Annotated in this window: 19 protein-coding genes; 13 read left to right on the forward strand and 6 right to left on the reverse strand. The window is 58.3% G+C overall.

All coding sequences use genetic code 11. The features are described 5' to 3' along the window. Together RYH80_RS18865 and RYH80_RS18870 are read left to right on the forward strand one after the other, a co-directional pair. Positions 1-960 (forward strand): hypothetical protein (locus tag RYH80_RS18865; protein WP_370905647.1); only part of this gene is annotated, 960 nt, incomplete at its 5' end. Positions 961-992: 32 nt separating this feature from the next. Then, positions 993-1,643 (forward strand): helix-turn-helix domain-containing protein, encoded by a 651-nt coding sequence (locus RYH80_RS18870; RefSeq protein WP_370905648.1) that lies wholly within the window; start codon positions 993-995, stop codon positions 1,641-1,643. A gap of 168 nt (positions 1,644-1,811) precedes the next feature. On the opposite strand, the gene RYH80_RS18875 is transcribed toward RYH80_RS18870, so the two are convergent. The 4 genes from RYH80_RS18875 to RYH80_RS18890 all read right to left on the reverse strand — a co-directional run bounded on the left by RYH80_RS18875 (position 1,812) and on the right by RYH80_RS18890 (position 4,736). After that, entirely contained in the window at positions 1,812-2,651 is an 840-nt protein-coding gene (locus RYH80_RS18875; protein WP_370905649.1) for a CPBP family intramembrane glutamic endopeptidase, read from the reverse strand. After that, positions 2,648-3,151, reverse strand: coding sequence for a hypothetical protein (locus RYH80_RS18880; RefSeq protein ID WP_370905650.1), 504 nt, complete (start codon positions 3,149-3,151; stop codon positions 2,648-2,650). Before RYH80_RS18880 ends, RYH80_RS18875 begins: the two co-directional genes overlap by 4 nt. 15 nt (positions 3,152-3,166) lie before the next feature. Continuing rightward, positions 3,167-3,481 carry a YbjQ family protein gene (locus RYH80_RS18885; RefSeq protein ID WP_370905853.1) on the reverse strand — a complete coding sequence of 105 codons (315 nt, stop codon included), beginning with the start codon at positions 3,479-3,481 and terminating at the stop codon, positions 3,167-3,169. 511 nt (positions 3,482-3,992) lie between these two features. Next, complete coding sequence (locus RYH80_RS18890) at positions 3,993-4,736, reverse strand: helix-turn-helix domain-containing protein (protein ID WP_370905651.1); 744 nt, start codon at positions 4,734-4,736, stop codon at positions 3,993-3,995. Positions 4,737-4,823: 87 nt separating this feature from the next. Here RYH80_RS18890 and RYH80_RS18895 point away from each other — a divergent pair, with 87 nt between their 5' ends. From RYH80_RS18895 to RYH80_RS18915, 5 genes are read left to right on the forward strand one after another with little or no spacing between them, the layout of a single operon-like run. Beyond that, positions 4,824-6,503, forward strand: coding sequence for an ABC transporter substrate-binding protein (locus RYH80_RS18895; RefSeq protein ID WP_370905652.1), 1,680 nt, complete (start codon positions 4,824-4,826; stop codon positions 6,501-6,503). A gap of 3 nt (positions 6,504-6,506) precedes the next feature. Continuing rightward, the gene (locus RYH80_RS18900; RefSeq protein ID WP_370905653.1) at positions 6,507-7,463 is read left to right on the forward strand and encodes an ABC transporter permease; all 957 of its coding nucleotides are present in this window, start codon (positions 6,507-6,509) and stop codon (positions 7,461-7,463) included. Beyond that, positions 7,460-8,527, forward strand: coding sequence for an ABC transporter permease (locus tag RYH80_RS18905; protein ID WP_370905654.1), 1,068 nt, complete (start codon positions 7,460-7,462; stop codon positions 8,525-8,527). The genes RYH80_RS18900 and RYH80_RS18905 overlap by 4 nt, the downstream gene beginning before the upstream one ends. 1 nt (position 8,528) lies before the next feature. Then, complete coding sequence (locus RYH80_RS18910) at positions 8,529-9,602, forward strand: ABC transporter ATP-binding protein (RefSeq protein WP_370905655.1); 1,074 nt, start codon at positions 8,529-8,531, stop codon at positions 9,600-9,602. After that, a complete protein-coding gene (locus tag RYH80_RS18915) occupies positions 9,599-10,981 on the forward strand; it encodes an ABC transporter ATP-binding protein (RefSeq protein WP_370905656.1) in 1,383 nt (460 codons plus the stop codon). The genes RYH80_RS18910 and RYH80_RS18915 overlap by 4 nt, the downstream gene beginning before the upstream one ends. A gap of 29 nt (positions 10,982-11,010) precedes the next feature. On the opposite strand, the gene RYH80_RS18920 is transcribed toward RYH80_RS18915, so the two are convergent. After that, entirely contained in the window at positions 11,011-11,673 is a 663-nt protein-coding gene (locus RYH80_RS18920) for a DUF1028 domain-containing protein (RefSeq protein ID WP_370905657.1), read from the reverse strand. 686 nt (positions 11,674-12,359) lie between these two features. On the opposite strand from RYH80_RS18920, the gene RYH80_RS18925 reads away from it, so the two are divergent. Continuing rightward, positions 12,360-12,878 carry a cupin domain-containing protein gene (locus RYH80_RS18925; RefSeq protein WP_370905658.1) on the forward strand — a complete coding sequence of 173 codons (519 nt, stop codon included), beginning with the start codon at positions 12,360-12,362 and terminating at the stop codon, positions 12,876-12,878. Between the two features lie 218 nt (positions 12,879-13,096). Here the strand turns inward: RYH80_RS18925 and RYH80_RS18930 are convergent, their stop codons facing one another. After that, positions 13,097-13,348, reverse strand: a complete 252-nt coding sequence (locus tag RYH80_RS18930; protein ID WP_370905854.1) for a transcriptional repressor — start codon at positions 13,346-13,348, stop codon at positions 13,097-13,099. 786 nt (positions 13,349-14,134) lie between these two features. Here RYH80_RS18930 and RYH80_RS18935 point away from each other — a divergent pair. From RYH80_RS18935 to RYH80_RS18955, 5 genes are all read left to right on the forward strand, one after another. Beyond that, positions 14,135-16,426, forward strand: coding sequence for an efflux RND transporter permease subunit (locus RYH80_RS18935; protein WP_370905659.1), 2,292 nt, complete (start codon positions 14,135-14,137; stop codon positions 16,424-16,426). 237 nt (positions 16,427-16,663) lie between these two features. Continuing rightward, complete coding sequence (locus RYH80_RS18940) at positions 16,664-17,095, forward strand: metal-dependent transcriptional regulator (RefSeq protein ID WP_370905660.1); 432 nt, start codon at positions 16,664-16,666, stop codon at positions 17,093-17,095. Positions 17,096-17,216: 121 nt separating this feature from the next. Then, the gene (locus RYH80_RS18945) at positions 17,217-17,453 is read left to right on the forward strand and encodes a FeoA family protein (protein ID WP_370905661.1); all 237 of its coding nucleotides are present in this window, start codon (positions 17,217-17,219) and stop codon (positions 17,451-17,453) included. Continuing rightward, positions 17,450-19,315 (forward strand): ferrous iron transport protein B, encoded by a 1,866-nt coding sequence (gene feoB / locus RYH80_RS18950; RefSeq protein WP_370905662.1) that lies wholly within the window; start codon positions 17,450-17,452, stop codon positions 19,313-19,315. The genes RYH80_RS18945 and feoB overlap by 4 nt, the downstream gene beginning before the upstream one ends. A gap of 484 nt (positions 19,316-19,799) precedes the next feature. Next, a complete protein-coding gene (locus RYH80_RS18955) occupies positions 19,800-20,153 on the forward strand; it encodes a hypothetical protein (RefSeq protein WP_370905663.1) in 354 nt (117 codons plus the stop codon). Positions 20,154-20,225: the final 72 nt, after the last annotated feature.

The following is a 20,225-nucleotide window of genomic DNA, read 5'->3' on the forward strand; positions in this document are numbered from 1 at the left end:
ATGGATCATCAAGAGGCAGATAACCGTGCCACAGACGTATCAACAGAGAATGCAAGCAATGGCCCGAGCAATCGCCCAACGTACCCCGAGCGCGGTGGTATTGATGTCTTCGACTCGCTACTGGTTCGTCAACCGATTGCTAACGGGCAGATCGAGGCCGTCAGGAAGCTGCTAACAGACTGGGCGACGAATAATGCTGACGGCGATGTCCACACGCTATTGCCGGTTAACAGCGTGACGCTAGTGACGCTGTTTCTCGACAGCGGTGGGTTCGGCTGGACCGACGAGCCTGAACATGACCCACAGCGTGGCGACGCACTGCTGTGGTATATTGAGGTGGTTGATACAGACACCGAGGCATGGATGAAGCCGAACGCAACCATCCGGGCTGCGTCCCCGCTGTTTGAGCGTGGATTGACAGACTTGCTTACGGGTGAGGTGATGATCCACGCTGACGGTTGTGATACCCACCGGTATGTAACCCACCTAACCAACCCCCACCGGCAGACACGGTATGCCGACACCGTCGGGCAGTCGCTTGTCGCACCTATTGCTGGTGACGAATTACCGATACCGATTGTGATCACCTCCCTTGCGTTGAACGCCGGACCCACCAGCACCTTGGTCGCACGAGCCGTTGACTTCGTCAACTGGGTCAAACAGTTCGACCGTGTACAGTCTTGGGCTCGAAATAAAACGGACACAGCTGAAGCGGAGGGGATGTACACCGAATCACTGTTGCTAGAAGCGGTTGGTGGCCGCCAGGTGGTTCACTACTATATGGAGACCGAAGATATGGACCGGCTCTACGAGGCTTTCTACGAGTCCGATGATTGGGAAGCACGATTCTCTGAGTGGCTACTGCGGCGGGTGCTAGAAAATCCTGAGACATTCCTTGAACCACCGCTGAAGACGGATTGCGAGGTACTGCTTCACGCCGTTGATCCTGAACGGCCCTGATTTCTATACCAGTCCAACCCGCAAGGGCTGGTATGCACGCTGCCCGAATCGCACTGGAAATCCCGGCTGAGGATCTTCATCCGATGCATGAGTTCGTCTGCGAATCACCGGCGATTGATCAAGAGACCATCCTTGAACGGGACGCTGGTGGTGGGGTGACGACGCTGTTGCTCCACGTAGCAGGAGACCGCCAACGCTACGAACAGACCATCGACGAGGTCCCTCAGGTTGAGGAGTGGACGACTACTAAGTTTGAGGACGAGGGTTTCTACGTCTATGTCCGAACACAGTTGCGCACCCGCGAGCAGCAGTACCGACAGGCACTGGACCGTGACGCCGTACTTGTAGTGCCACCGGTTGAGCTGCGTTCGGACCGAACCGTCAGGCAGACCATCGTCGGCCAGGGCGATAGTCTCTCTGCGGCTATTGAGGCGCTCCCAGACAACGTTGACATTGAGGTGCTTCGAACTGGTACCTACAACCGTTCACGTGGTGCCCGAGTAAGCAGCCGTCAGCGAGAGGCACTCATCGCAGCGTGGGAGGCCGGCTACTATGAAGTCCCTCGTGAAGGCGATATCGAGGCGGTTGCTGGGGCACTGGACTGTGCCACGTCGACGGCTTCAGACCTGCTCCGACGGGCTGAACGACAAATCGTAGCGGCCACACTGGACAAACGTTTGTGATAACTTCAGGCCCCCACTGCGACCAGACCACGCCTGACAGGGCTCAACGTCTATTGCACGTCTAATAGCGACTGGCTTGGTGTAGATATCATTTTGGAAAATGAAAACATAAATAAAATTTAAGAACTTATTGAAAATAACCATAGTATATATTTGCGTAATATATAATCAAATCTTAATTCTTTTATTGGACAGACGTTCATCCATATGAGTTCTATCGGCGATGTATAGGGCGATATTGGCAATTCCTAGCACGGCGATACCGCTAATCCCCTGTATCCCAATTACTATGTTGGTACCACCGGTGAGTAGTAGTAGTGGTACTGCCGCTACGCTGTTAAGTGTTCCGTGCGCAAGCGATGGACCAATCGTAGACTGTGTCCGGTAACGAAGATATCCAAAGATTGGCGAAAGTGATATTGTGAACAATATCATCAGAAGCATCCCGAGGTATGGGTGGTTAGGGTAGTTGTGGCCTGCAAGTATTAGTGGTGCGTGCCAGAGTCCCCACACAATTCCGACGGCCACTGACCCCTTCCAGAACCCATAGGTATCCAGTTCCGGTTGTAGTAGGCCCCGCCAGCCCACCTCCTCCCCAGCGGCAAATCCGGTGTTAATTACTGCCCCGAAGAGCATTCCCCGGCTGAACAAGACGGCAGTGGCTGCGATCGGTGACCCTGCTGAAATGCCAGACTGCTCAAAGAGTGCGGGCGTAAAAGAGAGATTTATGCCAGGCAAAGAAAGCCCAACAAATATTGTTACCGCGGTGAGCGCTGGCGGCAGTATCCAAGCGACCATGTACCACCGGTTAAGACTGACGGTTAAACCGAGGTTTGATAAGGAATCGCGCATCAATAAATTTGCCCCTACAGCTGCGACTGCTGGGGTAAACATATATACTGGAGTAATAATAACTAGTGGTACATTTAGAACCTGCAAAGCCACGGCTGCAAACCCCATCTGAGGAACCAGCAGCCCGATATATAATATCACTCTAGACCGGTTCATGTCTCTGATACAGTATCAGTCCAGGGTAACTCGGTAGGCTTGTACATCACAATCCATAGGCCCCCAGATACGACCCAAGTGAGCGTTTGCACAACATAAACCAGGCTTTTCGGAGCCACGAGACTTGTTAGTGCTGAATCGATCACGCCAAGGAGTAGACAGACCGGAACTACAATCCTGAACTCAAATAGGTTAGCTCTCTCAAGAACAATTGCTGCTATAGATCCGACAACAATAAGGATGAATAATTCACTTAATGGGCCGACAACAACACTCATCCAGTACAGTGCCTCGGCAGACACTGGTAGTGACTGTGCCTGTCCCGTTTCTCGAAGAGTAGTGTCTATCGTCGCAATCACTTCAGACCGACCAAGTAGAGTTGTTACTAAGACGAACGTTGACCACGGGATTCCAGCGACTGCTGCACCACGAGCACCGGCGTCACCAGGCTTGTCAACGATATTGACCGGGAGCGCGGAGTAGAGACGTGTTGATACCATCGCTAGAGAAGACTATCACTCCAAGCGGACCGCAGTCCCATATGCCAGCATCTCTGCCGATGAACGTGCGACTGCTGATGTATCAAATCGGACGTTGACGACGGCGTCAGCATCCATTTCTATTGCCTGAACCTTCATCCGCTCTAGCGATTCGTCACGTGCTTCTGACATTAGGTTGGAGTACGACTTTAGTTCACCACCAAACAAGTTCCGCAGCTGTTGTGTAATGTCTCTTCCAACATTTCGTGCCCTGACCGTATTACCCTTTGCAACACCAAGCGTACGCTCTATGCTTTCACCTGGAACTGTCGCCATTGTGGTCGTATACATATCCACTTGATCCGACATCTATACACCGTGACATACACTACTAATATAAATAGGTGATGTGCTGTCTCTCCAACAGATACCTTGGCAGGGCACTGACATCTCCCTCCGCGTTCACACGGAGGAATCCTGAGCGTTGGAGATTTCAGGTCTACAGTCTCGCAAAGCATCCTGACGGTGAGAATCTATCAGAATGGTTTGCGGTCTTAAACGGATGAGACTGTTGGGAGTGCCAAGCTCCCGGTACTCCTATCCTCTGTCATATATGGAATTCCAGAGTTGTTTTTTGCTCAGGGAAGTTCAGCAGACCTCACCGGACTCAGAGTTGCTTTCGTGGTGCGTACAGCAGTCAGCTCCGCGTCAACTCTGTGAGAATCAGGCGGTCATCGACTGGTTCCGATTATAAACTGTCTTTTGCTAGTGTCACAGCGTGGCGAGCGGAGAGCAGACCGGCGAGGCTCGCGGTGACGCTGGCGACGGAGTAAATGAACACTCAGACGCTCGGTGAGCCGGATCACTGTTGGTTGAGATACCGGCCGACGTGTCGCATGACCTTTCCTTCCGCACGCGAGAGGTGTTCCCAAGCGGTCGTCTCGGCAACCCCGAGTACGTCCGCCACATCCGCAATCGCTCCGTCGCCGTCATATCCGTAGTAGTCAATCGCGATGGCGGCCGCGAGTGCGTCGCGCTGTCTCGTCGTTAGTTCACCGAGCATCTGGTCAACATGGAGCTGACCAGGCGACGATAGCTCACTCATCTCAACATTCGATACCAGTTCCACGTCGTTTCCTCCCGCTCGGAGATGATCCATCACCTGCGACAGTTCGTTGGGGTCCTCCAGGTAGATGGTCCACCGCTCCCACCCAGCGCTGATTGTCGTCCCGACCTTGTAGTGAACACCTAACTCCCTCAGCAACTCCGAGATGCTGTCCCACGTCGTCACGTCGTAAACGAAGATCACGTACACCTGGTTGCGAGACAGTGGTGACAGCGGTTCTGCGGTGATGATGGACTCGGTCTCCCGAAACTCCGACACGAACGCCCTGATCTTGTCCGGGTCTCCCTGGAGTTCGATGATCCGCTTGCGCCGGTCGCCGCTACCGGTCATTGACGAGACGGACCGGAGTGTCACGCTCGGGAAGGCTGCCGACACATCCGACTCCGGCTCACCGTAGTGTCGGATCCGGAGGGTGACCTGTCGCATCTGTGTCGGCGTCTCACCGGCCACATCGTCTGTTGTCTTGTCGTCTCGTGTCACTGCGAATCACCGTATGGAGGTGACATTCATACCCCGAAATAATTTGGTGTATCTTTCACCTGTGTGTGACAGCTTGTAACGTATGGCATGACAGCGGATGACGACTTCGACAGCGAAAAACTGAGCGGCCCGCGTGTGAGCAGGCGGACGGCAGCCGGACTGCTGGCTGCGGCCGGCATGGGCGGTCTGGCCGGCTGTGCTAGCGGTGGCGACAGCTCCGGAGGTACAGACACGCCGACAGACGGCGAGAGTGAACAGACAGAGTCGACGCCGACACCGGAGAACAAGACCGGTGGTCGGCTCCAGGCGGCATGGTTCACCGGCTCGATCGAAGAGTTGGATCCACCGTACATCAGTGTCGGTCAGTACTTCCAGTTGGCGTCGAACGTGTTCAGCGGGCTGACGACGCTTGACGACGACTTGAGCATCGTCGGCGACCTAGCGACGGACTGGACGGTCTCCGACGACGGGACCCAGTACACGTTCCAGCTTCGTGACGACGTGACGTTCCACAACGGGGCGGAGTTCTCGGCTGCAGACGTGGAGTACACCATCCGCCGGACCATCGAAGAGGAAGCACCGGCGGCCTCGAAGCTGAGTTCACTCCAGCCGCTCGACGAGGGCGGTGTCGAGGTGCTGGGTGACTACGAGGTCCGGCTGAACCTCACAGACCCGAACGCGGTGTTGCTCGTGTACCTCACCCGTGGTCCAGGCCGCGCCGCGACCATCGTGAGCCAGGAGGCAATCGAGGAGATGGGGTCCGATCAGTACTCCGTCACGCCCGTCGGTACTGGTCCGTTCCAGGTCAGCGGTCACGAGGTTGGGTCGAGTGTCACGCTGGACGCTTACGACGACTACTTCGAAACGGACGATGATGGGGTGCAGCTCCCGTACCTCGACGGGATTGATGTTCAGCCCATCGCCGAGCCAGCGTCACTGGTGAATGCGCTGCGTGCCGGTGACGTGCAGTTCTCGAACCTCGTCCCGCTCCAGAATCTGAACCAGATCGAACAGGACGGGTCCACCTCGATCAGCCGTGCGCCTGGGATCAACTGGCTCGGCGTCGCTATGAACCAGAATCGTGAGCCGTTCGGTTCGAAGAAGGCCAGACGCGGCATCGCCAAGAGCATTGACAGCGAACGATTCGTTGAAACGGCGTTCTTCGGTAACGCGCTGCCGGATGTGGGCGTGATCTCGAAAGGGACCCGCTGGGCGTGGCGGGAGGACAAACCACAAGATCAGGCGTACGCTCCTGAGGAGGGGAAACAGCTGATCGAGGAGGCGGGTGCCGATGGCGCCAGCTTCGCTATCTTGGCGAACTCTGGGAACCTCCGACAGGCGAAGGCGATCAGGCAACAGCTCACCGAGGCCGGGTTCGACGTGGAGATTGACCAGGTTACCTCCTCCACGTACTGGGACCGCTACGCTGACCTTGACTACGACGTGACGATCTCCGGGAGTGTCGTTGATCCAGACCCCGAGCAGGGGCTGTGGAACTTCTACCGGCTCCCCGACGAGGGTGGCGTGTGGAACTGGGTAAACTACCAGAGCGAGGAGGTCCACGAAATGCTCGCAGAACAGCGTCAGACCACGGATCGCGAGGAGCGAACGCAGGTTCTCCACGACATCGAGGACCAGCTTATCGAGGACGCTCCGCACGCCTACCTTTCCCACGAGGACGACATCGCTGGCATCCGCAGCGAGGTCGGTGGGTTCACGCACACCCCCGGACTCCGGAACTTCCACAGGGTGTTCCTCAAGGAGTAGCGTATGTGGCGATACCTCACGAAGCGCGTCGCGCACGCTCTCTTCGTGATGTGGCTAGTGGCGACGACGGTGTTCTTTGGGTTGCGTGCTGTCCCCGGGGGGCCGGTCCGTGCGATGCTCGGTCAAGAGGCGACACCCGAAGCCGTCGCGGCTCTCCGGAGGGAACTCGGTCTCAACCGTCCGCTCCCGATCCAGTACGTCGACTGGATGACGGATTTGCTCGTCGGCCAATTCGGAACGAGCATTACGTCTAGCGAACAGGTGGCGACACTCGTCGCACAAGCGCTGCCGAAGACGCTGTCGATCGCGGCTTTTGGGGTCGTGTTGGGACTGCTCGTGGCGATTCCAGCCGGCGTCGTCGGTGCCACGCGCCGCAACGAGCCGGCCGACTACGCGGCGACGCTCGCGGCGTTCCTTGGAATCTCGATGCCGGCGTTCTTCGTTGGCATCCTGCTAGCGATCGTCTTCGGAGTCTGGCTCGGCTGGTTCCCGACGGTCGGCTACACCCCGTTGTCGGAGGGAATCGTCGCGTGGCTCAAGAGCATCGTGCTCCCCGGTGTCGCCGTCGGCCTCCCGTACGCCGCCGGGGTGACTCGGATGATGCGGTCGTCGCTGATCGAGACTCTGAACGCACAGTATATGCGGACGGCTCGAGCGAAGGGTGTCGGGAGCACTGTGCGACTGTACAAGCACGCGCTTCAGAACGCGCTCATGCCGGTCGTGACCATCGCCGGCATCCAACTGGCCCTCGTCCTCGGCGGTACCGTCACCGTCGAGATCGTCTTCGGCGTAAAGGGGGTCGGCCGGCTGTTGGTCAACTCGATTCTCGAACGAAACTACCCGGTGACGCAGGTGGCGATCCTGCTCGTCTCCGGGATCTTCGTGTTCATGAATTTGCTCGTCGACATCACCTACACCGCGATCGATCCGCGGGTAGGGTACGGAGGTGACGAAGCGTGACGAGAGACGATGTTGAGGCGACAGACGCGACAGAGACGGACACTGACAGCACTGAGGCGACCCGCACAGACGGCGGTGTGGCGGACGACCACCCGGAGTATGCCCAGAACCGTGGTGAGTTTGGCGTCGGCGAAGTGCCCCCGGAGTACGAGACAGAGACGACTGTCGCCGAACACGACTCCGCCCGTGAACGGATCGTGTCGGCCCTGCTCGGGAACAAACTCTCGCTCGCGGGAGCAGTCGTCGTCGTAACACTCGTTCTCGTCGCCGTGTTTGCGCCGTTCGTCGCGCCGTACGGCCCGGAACAGACGTTCGGGTTCATGAAAGAGCCGATGAGTCAGTCAACGGGTGACTTCGACGAGGACGGGCAGATGGAGACAGCAACCCACTACTTGGGCACGGACTCGTTCGGTCACGACGTGCTCACGCGGATCATCTACGGCGCCCGGGTGTCGTTGCTCGTCGCGCTGGCGACAGTCGCGCTCGCGTTCACCGTCGGCACCACACTCGGGATCATCGCCGGGTTCTACGGCGGCTGGGTCGACAGCGTCATTATGCGGTATGTCGACTTCCAGTGGGCGTTTCCGGAGATCATCCTCGGCGTAGGGATCATCGCAGTGATGGGCGGACTGGGGGTTGTGAACGTCGTTTTGGCGATCGGAATCGCGTTCATCGACGACTTCGCGCGGATTATCCGGGGAGAAGTGTTGTCGATCCGGGAAGAGGAGTACGTCGTCGCCGCCCGCGCCGTCGGGATGAGTGACGCGCGGATCATGTTCAAGGAGATGCTCCCGAACGCCGTGGCGCCGTTGATCGTCCAGGCGACACTGATGATTCCGCTCGCCATCCTCGCCGAGGCTGGGCTCTCTTTCCTCGGGCTGGGGGTGAAGCCGACGACTCCGACTTGGGGGCTGCTCATCTCGGACGGCCGCCAGTTCATCTCACAAGCGTGGTGGATCTCCGTGATGCCCGGGCTAGCGATTATGCTCACCGTCCTCGCGTTCAACACTGTCGGTGACGGGCTACGGGATGCCTTCGACATCTCACAGCAGGAGGTGAACTGATATGGCGACGACAGACACCACACAAGATCGACACGACGACGATACCGTCTTGGAAGTCGACGGCCTCCGGACGGAGTTCCCGACAGACCGCGGGACGGTAACTGCCGTCAACGGCGTCGACCTCACCATCGAACCCGGTGAAATCGTTGGACTCGTTGGCGAGTCCGGCTCCGGCAAGTCTGTCCTCGCCGAGAGTGTCGTCGGGATCTTACAGGAGCCGGGCGACATCGTGGACGGCGAGATCCGATTCCGTGGCGAACCGGTGTCGGAGATGTCGGACGCCCGGCGCCAACAGCTCCGTGGCGACCGACTGTCGATGGTGTTCCAAGACCCGATGAACAGCTTGAACCCCACACTCACTGTGGGGGAACAAATCGCTGAATCCGTCCGCCTCCACCAGGACGTGGGTGAGTCCGTATCGTTACCGGCGGAAATAAAACGCAAACTCGTCGGCGCCGCAAAGAACGGTGAAGCGTGGCGCCGCGCCGTCGAGATGCTGGAGACGGTCGAGATTCCTGAGCCGGATGCCCGAGCGACGGACTACCCTCACGAGTTCTCCGGCGGGATGCGCCAGCGAGCAATGATCGCTATGGCGCTGTCATGTGAACCGGACCTGCTCGTCGCAGACGAGCCGACGACTGCGCTCGACGTGACGATCCAGGCGCAGATCTTAGAGGAGTTAGAGGACCTGAAAGAGGTCTTTGACACCTCGATCCTGCTGATCACACACGACCTCGCCGTCGTCGCCGAGACGTGCGACCGTGTGAACGTGATGTACGCCGGTGAGATCGTCGAACGGGCCGAGACGCGCGAACTGTTCGACAACCCACAGCACCCGTACACACAGGGGCTGATCGCGAGTACACCACAGATCGACGACCCGGACCGCGATCTCCAGCCCATCAAGGGGAACGTTCCGGACCTGATCGACATCCCGTACGCCTGTCACTTCGCGCCGCGGTGTCCGGAGGCGGAACGTGACTGTTTCGAGGTAGCACCGTCGTTCCGGGCGGTGGGTGAGACGGACGACCACGAGGCGGCGTGTCTCCGCCGTGGGGAGGGTGATGTCTCGTGAGTCTCGACACAGACGACCGAGACCGCACAGACGGCAGCAAGACAGACACAGGAACCACCGCAGGGGCCGACGACTCGTCGAACCAGGCCGACCCCGTGCTGGCGGCAGAGGGGATAAAGAAGCACTTTGACCAATCGGACGGGCTCTTGGACCGACTCCTCGGCGCCGGAGGGACGGTCCGCGCGGTCGACGGCGTTGACCTGACCGTCCGTGAGGGCGAGACGCTTGCGGTTGTCGGCGAGTCCGGCTGCGGGAAGTCGACGCTTGGCGAGACGCTGTTGAACCTCCATACGCCGACTGCCGGGTCAATCCAGTACCGCGACGAGGACATCACCGGGCTTGACGACAGTTCGATGCGTCCGTACCGGCAGAAACTCCAGATGGTGTTTCAGGACCCGCTCGCGTCGTTGAACCCGCGCCAGACTGTCGGCGAGATTGTCACGGCACCGATGGCTGTTCACGACATCGGTGACTCGGCGGCTGATCGACGGCAGCGGGCAGAGGAACTGCTTGAGCGTGTCGGGTTGGAGCCGGAACACGCCGAGCGGTACCCGAAGCAGTTCTCCGGCGGCCAACAGCAGCGTGTCGGGATCGCCCGCGCGCTGTCAGTCGACCCGGACCTGATCGTTGCTGACGAACCGGTGTCGGCACTGGACGTCTCTGTCCAAGCACAGATTCTGAACCTGCTTCAGGATCTTCAGCGGGAGTTCGGATTGGCGATCCTGTTTATTACGCACGACCTTTCGGTCGTCCGGCAGGTCGCTGACCGCGTGGCAGTGATGTATCTTGGCGAAATCGTTGAGACCGCGCCCGTTGAGGAACTATTCACCGCGCCACAGCACCCGTACACCAAGTCACTGCTATCGGCAGTTCCGCGGATCGACCCATCTGCCCGAACGGACCGTGTGGTCCTCCGTGGGACGGTCCCCTCACCGATCGATCCGCCGACGGGATGTCGGTTCCACACCCGGTGTCCGGAGGTGATTCCAGGCGACGACTGGACCGGAGATCAAGCATCCTTCCGACAGGCGTTCACCTTCCGCGTCCGACTGGAGGAAGGCGAATTAGAGCCGGAGGCGGTCCGCGAACGGTTGGCCGCAGATGGCGGCGACCCTGATGAGGCATCCGTCGCCGACCGGTTGGTCGAGACGACCCTACCTGGGGACCCGGACGACCTGCCGAAGGCAGCACACACGACTATCCACGAGGCGGCGACGGCTGTCGCCGCCGGCAATAGACAGGAGGCGCTCGAACTCGTCCGTGATCTCTGTCCGTCGCCGTGTGTCGACGACGCCCCGACGGCTGTCGTTCGCGGTGATGACGAAACGGCAGCCTGTCACCGCGTCGACCCGAATCACCCGAGTAGCACACTGGAGTGAGACGGGACGCGCCGTCCTCGACAACGCCGTCAGTCGAAGATCCGGTGTTTCGACGCCTCGCTGAACCCGTCGCTGGCCTCGACTGCCGCTGCCCGCACACGACGAAGTTCAGCGACCGGCGTCTCGTGTTCGTCGACCCGGAGGTCATGGTAGGGGGTCGTCTGTGGCGCCCAGATCAGCAGCGCCGCAGAACTGTGGCCACGCTCGTCGCCGCCAGCTTCGACTCCGGCCGCGAGTGCGTCCAACAGTCGTTCGCCGATCCGTCCCTCTGACTCCATGAACGTCTCGCCGGCCGCTGTCAGTGTCCCTTCACCAGTAAGGATATTGCCGGCAACCGTCAGGCCCTCGCTCTCGTAGCAGTGGTGGTTCGCGTACGGATCCGTGTTCTCTCCGGTGAACCCGAACAGGCTGTCGTCGTCGACGCCGTGGAGCTGTCTGTTCTCTGCGTGGTCGTCCTGCGCGAGTAGCCCGGCAAGCGCGTCCTCGACGGCGAGATCTTCAAGCAGGGCGATCCCGCGACGACCGAGTCTAACATTGACGAACGCCTGTGTGGCAACCACACCATGACTGCTCACGAACGGACAGAAGGCGCCGACGGCTGGTGCGTCCGTCGTCACTGCGACGGCGTACGCCGTCCCGTCGCCGACATCATGGGCTGACGACGGGATGCGAGCACAGAGTGAAAACGTCATATCCTCAAACTCTCACGCCCCAGTAAAGTAACCGGAACCGAATAGTTTCGGTTCCGACGTCCGTACCGGTGGTCGACACCCTGTACGTCCGCCAACATTCCGTCTCCCTCAGTCGGCTAAGAGGGCAAGCGCGTCGACGGGTTGTCCATCACACCGATCACTCGTGGGGTCTTTGACCCATGAGATCGCTCCCGAGGACGCGACGGGCGGCGAGGCCACCGAGCGTGTATACGAGCCACTAGGCACCGCCGCAGGCTTTGAGATAGTGTGGTCTCTGCGGGTGGTAGTCGTGTCTGATTAGTCACTGTCGGCTTGTGCGTCGTCGGTCATGATCACTACCATCCAGAGTTTTGTATTAAGAGCCAGAGCATCAGTGAGGTTAGTGAGGCAGTGACCGTGGCGACCTATTCCTATTGTACATATCGATGCTACACGGGGTTCGGTAAACAGAGTCCGGAGTACGTGCGCCGCGAAATGGTATAGTGTTGCCTCAAATTCAGAGGGTTCACACTCGTGCCGGTCGTACAACGGCTGTGTCCACGATCACGACAGGTCGTACGCTAGACAGCGATGGCGACCCAATCCCCGGCACAGGATTCGAGGTCGAACCTGACTCTTGGCTGGCCGACCGGATTCGCGAGCGGATCGGTCCGATCCAGTCACACCCGACCCGATCGATTTGGGGGGTGCCTGTCGCGGCCGACGGTGACACCGTCCGGACGGTCTCCGTTGTCGGCGGCGGGTATGGCGGGCCGCCGCCACACTATCACACCCAGAGTCGCGAGCGCTTCAGCGTCAAGCGTGGTGAACTGCTGCTCCAGTTGGACGAGCGTGAACACCGCATCACTGCCGGCGAATCAAAAACTGTCCCTACTGGCGTTACACACTCTTTCCGTGTCGACACGGACGAGCGGGCGCTTGTCGTGACGGAGATCGAGACGCCCGGCCGGCTCCGTGATGTCTTGCCGACGCTCGGTGGACTAGCCCACGACGATGATCGCGACCCAGACAACCCGCTCCAGCAGGCGGTGATCGCCGATCGGCTTGCGGATAACACCGTGTTCACCGCTGCCGAAGGCGGGCTGCAGGGCGTCGCGACCGATCTCCTCGCTCCGGTCGGGCGTGCAGCTGGGTATCGTGCCGCCTACGCGGAGTACCGAACGCCGGCGTTCTGGCGGGCGCATGTCGAACAGCCGTCGTTGTGAGGTTCGTCTGAGAGTGGTTCAGGTTCGGTCTTGTATCGCTGGCTGTGTCAGGGATGTCGACGTGGTGGAGGCGAATGCGTGCCAGACGGTGCTCAAGTCTGGAGCAACATCTGCTGAGCGAGGTTAGTCCATTAGAAACAGCGACCCCGATGACGGACAGTCTTGAGCAGATCACGATCAACAATCTTGTCTTCTCAAGTCGACACTGTGCTGTGTGTTCACCGACACAGCGATGACAGCGTTTGCATATGTGTCTGCAGTGCCTGCGTGCCGACTGGCGACAACCGATAGCGCTTCGTATTGCCACGTCGTGTGACCTCGAGATATCCAGCCGACGCTAGCTGGTTCAAGTGATCATACACTGTTGACTGGCTGACCGACATGTCTCGGTAGTCGCGCACATATGTGATCACCTCGCTTCCTGTTGGACTCTGGGGCTGTACCTGGAGATCAGCGACGACGGCAAGCATATCCCGCTCGGTCGCCGATTGATCTAACAACCGCACTGCAACCACCTCCACGGCCGGCGGCGGTGGGGTCGTGATACTGGACACTCAGTGACTGTGTGGGTCCGAGTCATAGGCGATTCAGCCGACCGGGAACCCGAATCGGCTCGCCCACTCCTGCTTGTACAAACGCTGTCGTGGACGTGACGCGTCACAGAGTAGCTCGAGGTGCTCGCCCTGCTCCGCCCGTGGTAGCCGCCATCAGCAAGCGACAAATTAATCTATAACAAACATAAGTACCATCGCAAAACAGGTTAGAACACACGGTTAACTAACCTCCCTTTGCCTACAATACAGGCCGTTGGTTAGCCCAAGCAGAACACTCAGCCGACGTGATTGCTGTAACTAACCAGCTCAAATCCCTCACGCCACAGGAGTCGTCATCGCCGGCTGAACACAGTTGAATATAGCTTACTACGCACAACTCTCACTGCGGATCTCCTCCGTTTGCAAGTAGCAGTTAATCCGGCAATAGGGCATCTGGACCCCGGAGACAGTTCGAGCCAAATAACTGGTGTCTGAGTTGGAATTGTGCTATATTCCCAAAGCTACTAAATGCTATCCCGGCCATGTACTGATGCGGATGGATCAAACCGTGATTCAAACAGCGGCAGCACTGTCGATGGACCGACTTTGTCAGGAGAAATATTTATGATAAAAAGCTCGTTAGGCCGAACACTCGCCGCCGTTGGTCGATGGGCGGCAACGCACAGACGAGCAGTGTACACATTCACCGTCGCGGTGATCATTGTGTCCAGTGTTGGAGCAGCAAGCGTGCAGATGAGCCTCGGGATGGAACTGTATCTTGAGGACAACTCCGAGACAACCGCCAACTGGGAGGAGATTCAATCGGATTTCAAGTACGGGAATGTCATCTTTGTCGTTATTGAGTCTCCTGAGTCTTTTGACCTATACGAACCCGAAAATGCACAGACGATCGTCACACTCTACGAGTCATACTACGACGAGTTTGAGGCAGCCGGGTTGGTAACGAGCTTTGCACATCCGATTCAAGCGGGACCGGGCGGTGGTGAGATACCTGACACGAAGAAAGGTGTGCTGCACTCGTTGCGTGTCACGCAGGAAGAACACCGATCGAACGAGAAGGTCATATATAATCTTCACCCAGAGGCACGCAAGACTGGGCAGTTCGATGGCGGTGACACCGCTGTTGTGATGATCCAGTATGGTGATGTCGAAGTCTCTGGCGATCACCAAGGCGAACTATTCGGCCTGTTGCCGCCGAGTGAGGATAAAATCGCGCAACAACAGGTTCGCGAAGTCACTACCGAGGCGAACCTACCCGATGAAATGGATGTTACGATTACTGGAACGCCGGTGTTCGAACAGGCGGCGTTCGGATTGCTGTTGCCGGAGATGATCACGCTGTTCGGGGTCGCATTGGTTGTTATCCTGGTGCTGGTAATCGTCGTGATGCGGGGAAAGCTCAGGAAAACCCGTCGCGTCGTGTTTCCACTCGTGACTACGCTGGTATCTGTACTGGCAATGACCGGGATGATGGGATACGTTGGGTTTGACTTCAATGCCGTTATGTTGACGGTGCTTCCAGTCGCACTAGGCCTCGGGATTGACTACGGGCTCCAGATCCAGACCCGCTATATTGAAGAACGGCGTGCTGGTCAGTCACCGGTTAAGGCGGCTGCGACCGCCACGCAGACGGCTGGTCGAGCTGTCGCGCTGGCTCTTGGAACAACACTCGTTGGACTCGGTTCGCTGTTTGTTGCCAAGGTGCCGCCAGTTCGTCAGTTCGGTGCGACAACAGCATTCAGCGTCCTCGTGGCGATGGTATTGTCCACGACGCTCCTTGTCGCGTTGCTCGTGGAGTTTGACGACGGAGAGTCACACCCGACGAGCGCATCGGCACACGAGCGACCCTCGGGTGGCGGGCTAGAGTCAGTGTTCACCTCACTGGGCCGGGTCCTGAGTCTCCGTCCGGCTCTCGTCGTGTTGCTCGTTGGGAGTGCAGTTGTTGGTGGTGCTGCCGCCTATCCGGCGGTCGACACAAAGACCGATATGCTCGATTACTGGCCTGACATTGAGGAGCGGCAGGACATCCGAGAGATGGAAGAACGGCTATTGAGTCCGAACATTATTTATACAATCGTAGAGACGGACGATGCATACACCCGAGAAACGTTTCTCGAGATCCGTAAGTTCCAACGAGAACTCGAAAAACACGAAGAGATCGTCACGCCGATGAGCCCGGTCCGGGGGATGGAGATCACGAACCACGACAAAATCCCCAAAGGAGAGGCGTTCGACAAGAACCTCGCCAAACGGGCAAAGGTGGATCGCCCACCCACGCTAGGGCAGACCCCCTCCGATCACCCCGATCGAGTGGTCGTGCAGGTGTTCGTTCGTGACATCACGGGCCAGACCGAACGAGAGGTGATCGACTACACCAAAGAGACAGCGAACGCTACGCTCCCTGCCTCGATGGACAGTCGCGTCACTGGTGAGATGGTGATCAACCGGAATGTCATTGAGAACGTCACGGCAGGGTTGACTCGCACAACACTCGTGAGCTTCTTAGCCGGAGGCGTCTTTCTTGCGTTTGCGTTACGGTCAATTCGTGAGTCGGTACTGCTGGTCGGCGGTGTTGCGGCGACTACATTGGCGATGGTTGCCGGCGGTATGTACCTACTTGATGTGCCGTGGAATCCGTTGACGGTGACGACGGCTGCCATCGTGTTGGGAATCGGTGTCGATTACGGTGTCCACGTGTACGAACGGTTCCGCGAAGAGACTACAGACGGAACAGCTCCTGCTGCAGCCGTCCAAACAGCAGTCGTGCAGAAAAGTCGCCCCGTGCTTGGCTCAGGTGCGACGACGATGTTCGGATTCGGTGTGTTGATCGTCTCTCAATTCCCCGTGCTGTCGAATTTCGGCGTGGCGATCAGCTTAGCAATGGGTCTGGCGATGGTCACATCGTTCGTCTTCCTCCCCGCTGTGATCGTCCTGTTGTCCCGTCGTGGGCTCTTGGCTACTGAAAGTACTGAGAGCGTATCGGGAGCTGACTGACGGCTCCGTCACTGCCACAATGCACTTGCTTTTTTATTTCAGATTAATGAAATCATAAACGCATAGTACAGTTGAGAAGTCCTCACCGGGCTAGCCAGAGAGCGGGCACCGGCCGCTTCCAAGTCGATTGGAGACGCTCATAAGCTTAAATGACCACACGGCTGGGGCTTCACTATGGGAAGCGATGGCCAACACTCGGTTGGCTTACTAAATAATAGTATACCTGAGAGGAGTGGTATGATGACCGACAGCCACCTGAGTCCAGGCGAGGGACGACACGTCTGTCGGTTGTTCATTGCGACGTTGGCTGACGGGACCCCAGTTCGAAACGGCGAGTTGGCCGACCGGCTCGGTGTGGACCCGGCGACCGTTACAGAGACAGTCAAGCGATTCGATGACGCTGGACTGGCGCGTCACGAACCGTACACCGGTACGAAATTAACTGACAGGGGTGAACAAATTGCCCGCCGCCTCGTCTGGCGTCGGTGTCTCGTTCAGCAGTTCTTTGAGACAACTGCTGGCCTCTCATTCACCGACGATGACGCCTTCTGGGTCGCCAGCGTTGTCTCCCCAGATCAATTCAATGGACTTGACGAGCACCTCTCACGGCCCTGTGATGACCGGTGTGTGGCGACCAGTCTGACAGACTGCGACCGACTTTCCGGCTAATCAGGGACGACAACCGACCTTCGATCCAGTAACGAAGACCGATGGCGCACTCGCAGGTGGTTCCCGGCACCCTGCAATCCCCGGCGGTTTATTTGCTGCATATGCTTTAGGCAGGCCTAAAATGACGCTGGCACTGGGAGACGTCCGTCAGAATGAGCAGTTCGAACTCGTCACAGTCCCAGACGAGGAAATCAAGGCACGACTGCGTCGACTTGGACTCCATGACGGAGTTGTTGAGTGTCGTCGTCAACTTCGTGGCGGACCAACTATCGTTCGTCGAAGCGGGACACAGTTAGCAATCGGGGCTGGCCTCGCGGACCGAATCGAGATCGAGCGGGCCGAACACCAGCAGCGATGACCAACGGTGTTGAAGCGGCGTCCACAACTGTCGCATTGGTCGGCTGCCCAAACGTCGGTAAAAGCGTCGTGTTCAGCGAACTCGCGACGGCGTACGCTGATGTCTCGAACTATGCAGGGACCACCATTGAGACGACGACAGCAGCTACCGACGACTACCGACTGATTGATACACCCGGTGTCCACGGGATTTCCTCATTCAACGAGGAAGAACGGATCACGCGTGAGGTTGCCCTCTCAACAGACATAGTGATCAACGTTGTTGATGCCACTCAACTCAATCGTGACCTCTTCCTGACGTTGCAGTTGCTCGATATGGGAATTCCGACAGTGGTTGCGCTGAATCTGTTCGACGAGGCGGAGGCAGACGGAATTGACATCGATGTCGCTGCGCTCGAAACGCGGCTTGGTGTACCGGTCGTCCCGACTGTCGCCATTACTGGCGCTGGAATTGAGGACCTACGCGAACGGATTCCCGAAGCTGCCGCTCCCGAGTCGACTCCGATTGAACGCTACGAATCTAAACTCCCAGACGACGTGGCGGCGTCCCGCGCCAAGCGAGTGTTGTTACTCGAGGGCGACGAGCAAACCGCGCAGGATGTCCAACAGGAACTATCGGTCAGAGGCGGTGGTAGTTCCGCTGCGATGCGTGAGACAGTGTACAGACACCGTCGGGATCGCGTGGAATCTCTCGTGAAAGATGTGTGCCAGACGACTACTGGCGACAGGCGACTTGCAGAAATCATCGATAGGCTGCTGGTTCGGCCGGCGACAGGGACACCGATTGCGGTGGGACTGCTGGTGGCAATCTTCTACGTGATCGGTGTCGGCGTGGCACAGACGTTCGTTGGCTTCACAGAGAGCATATTCACCCAGTACTATATTCCGAATGTTACAACCACTGTCAAAACGCTCGTCCCGCAAACCACGTGGGGCGAACCAACGCGGTTCATCCTGATTAACGAGGAACTCGGATTGGTGACCACTACCGTTCAGTACGTGGTCGGCGTCCTCTTGCCATTAGTTGCTAGTTTCTATCTAGTAATCGGAGCGCTTGAAGACTCTGGTGTGTTGCCGCGACTCGCAGTGTTGGCCGACCGTGGGCTCGGTCGGGTAGGACTCAATGGGCGCGCCGTCGTTCCGCTAATCATCGGGGTGGGCTGTGTGACAATGGCGGTCGTTACCACACGGATGGTCGGCTCACGCCGAGACCGGATCATTGCAACCGCATTGTTAGGTCTTGGCGTCCCCTGTTCCGCTCAGATCGGCGTGATCGTGGGACTGCTGGCTGGGCTCGGACTCCAGTGGTGGGCTGCGTACCTATTGATTCTGCTGACCGTGCTTGGTGTCGTGGGAATGTTCTTAGACCGGGTGCTTCCGGGCGAACGGGAGCCGTTACTGACGGAACTCCCGCCAGTCCGTGTGCCACAGCCGCGCAATATCGTTCGGAAAACTGCCCACCGGACACGTCGGTTTCTCTTGGAGGCCGGGCGGCTATTCGGGGCCACGGCGGTAGTCGTTTCTGGAGGGACCTATCTCGGCGCGTTGGATATGATCGTCGACGGATTCCAGCCGCTGACCAGCGTACTCGGATTGCCGAGAGAGTTCGGTCGGATCCTTGTGGTGGGGCTGATTCGACGTGATTTCGCTGCCGCCGGAATGACCGACCTTGCTTTGTCGAATACACAGACGTTCGTTGGACTCCTTGTCATCACCCTCTTTGTCCCGTGTATCCTTTCGATGGGAATGATTCTCGAAGAACGGGGTTGGAAGACCGCGCTCACGACATGGGTTGGTTCGTGGGTCGTTGCGTTCGGCGTTGGTAGCATCGTTGCCGCTGTACTTGGGGTGATGAACACGTGAAGTGCCCCACTTGTGGATACGACTTCGAGTCGGCCGAGACACGCCAGTGTCCCCGGTGTGGTGACTCGCTCGACTGCTCGGTCGTCTCGTGCGCGAACTGTGATCAGTGCACCAGCCTCCTAGCACAACTCCGTCGTCTGACTGACCGGTGACGCGACGAGAATAGCTAGCTACGCACACCAGCCGAAGTCGCACGAGACGGCGGCCGTTCCGATGGCCTATTCGTGACATTGCGACAGCCATCGGTTTTGCGCATAGAGCTTGTTACCGCCGAAAAGTTGCACCGGGCCAACAGCATAGAACCCCGCTCTAACCTTCGTGAAGACGTGGAGCAGCCTCGTGAGCGCGAGCAGTCCCGCCGACTTTTTCTGTGGTTGAGAGTCCAGTCTCTCTGACCGTCGTCTGACTTCGTGTTATCGGGTGCACTCAGAGCCCTAATAAACAGAGAATGGTGAATTTCTAACAGCAATACTGCGAGGCAGTAGTGGCAGCAAAAGAGTCAACAACGACACAGCCACAGCAAGAAGACGGGTTGAAATGTGTGGAGATAATACAATTCTATATGAGTACGCCGGAGGCGAACGACGATGTTGGATCACCAGACGAGAATGGAGCAGGCCAGTCACCGTTGGCAGTCGCGGTGCCCGTATTCGCAGTCGTGGTAACGTTCGCGTCAGTCGCGTACGGAATACTCGTATCGATCGTCGATTTAGCGGTCGGTGTGTTGGCTTACCCTGTCGCGTCAACAGCCCCGTTCATCGTCATCACTGGCGCCATCCTCACAATCCCAGTGCTTGCCGTGACGACGCTGATCACGACGCGCGTGGCGGGTACGTGACTGCCTCTTGGACTGAGGCAGGGGAAGGTGCCTACTGCGTGTATGCCGTCCTGTGTAGCATCAGATGCAACA

The organism is Halobaculum sp. MBLA0147 (assembly GCF_041361345.1).
Lineage (GTDB): Archaea > Halobacteriota > Halobacteria > Halobacteriales > Haloferacaceae > JAHENP01.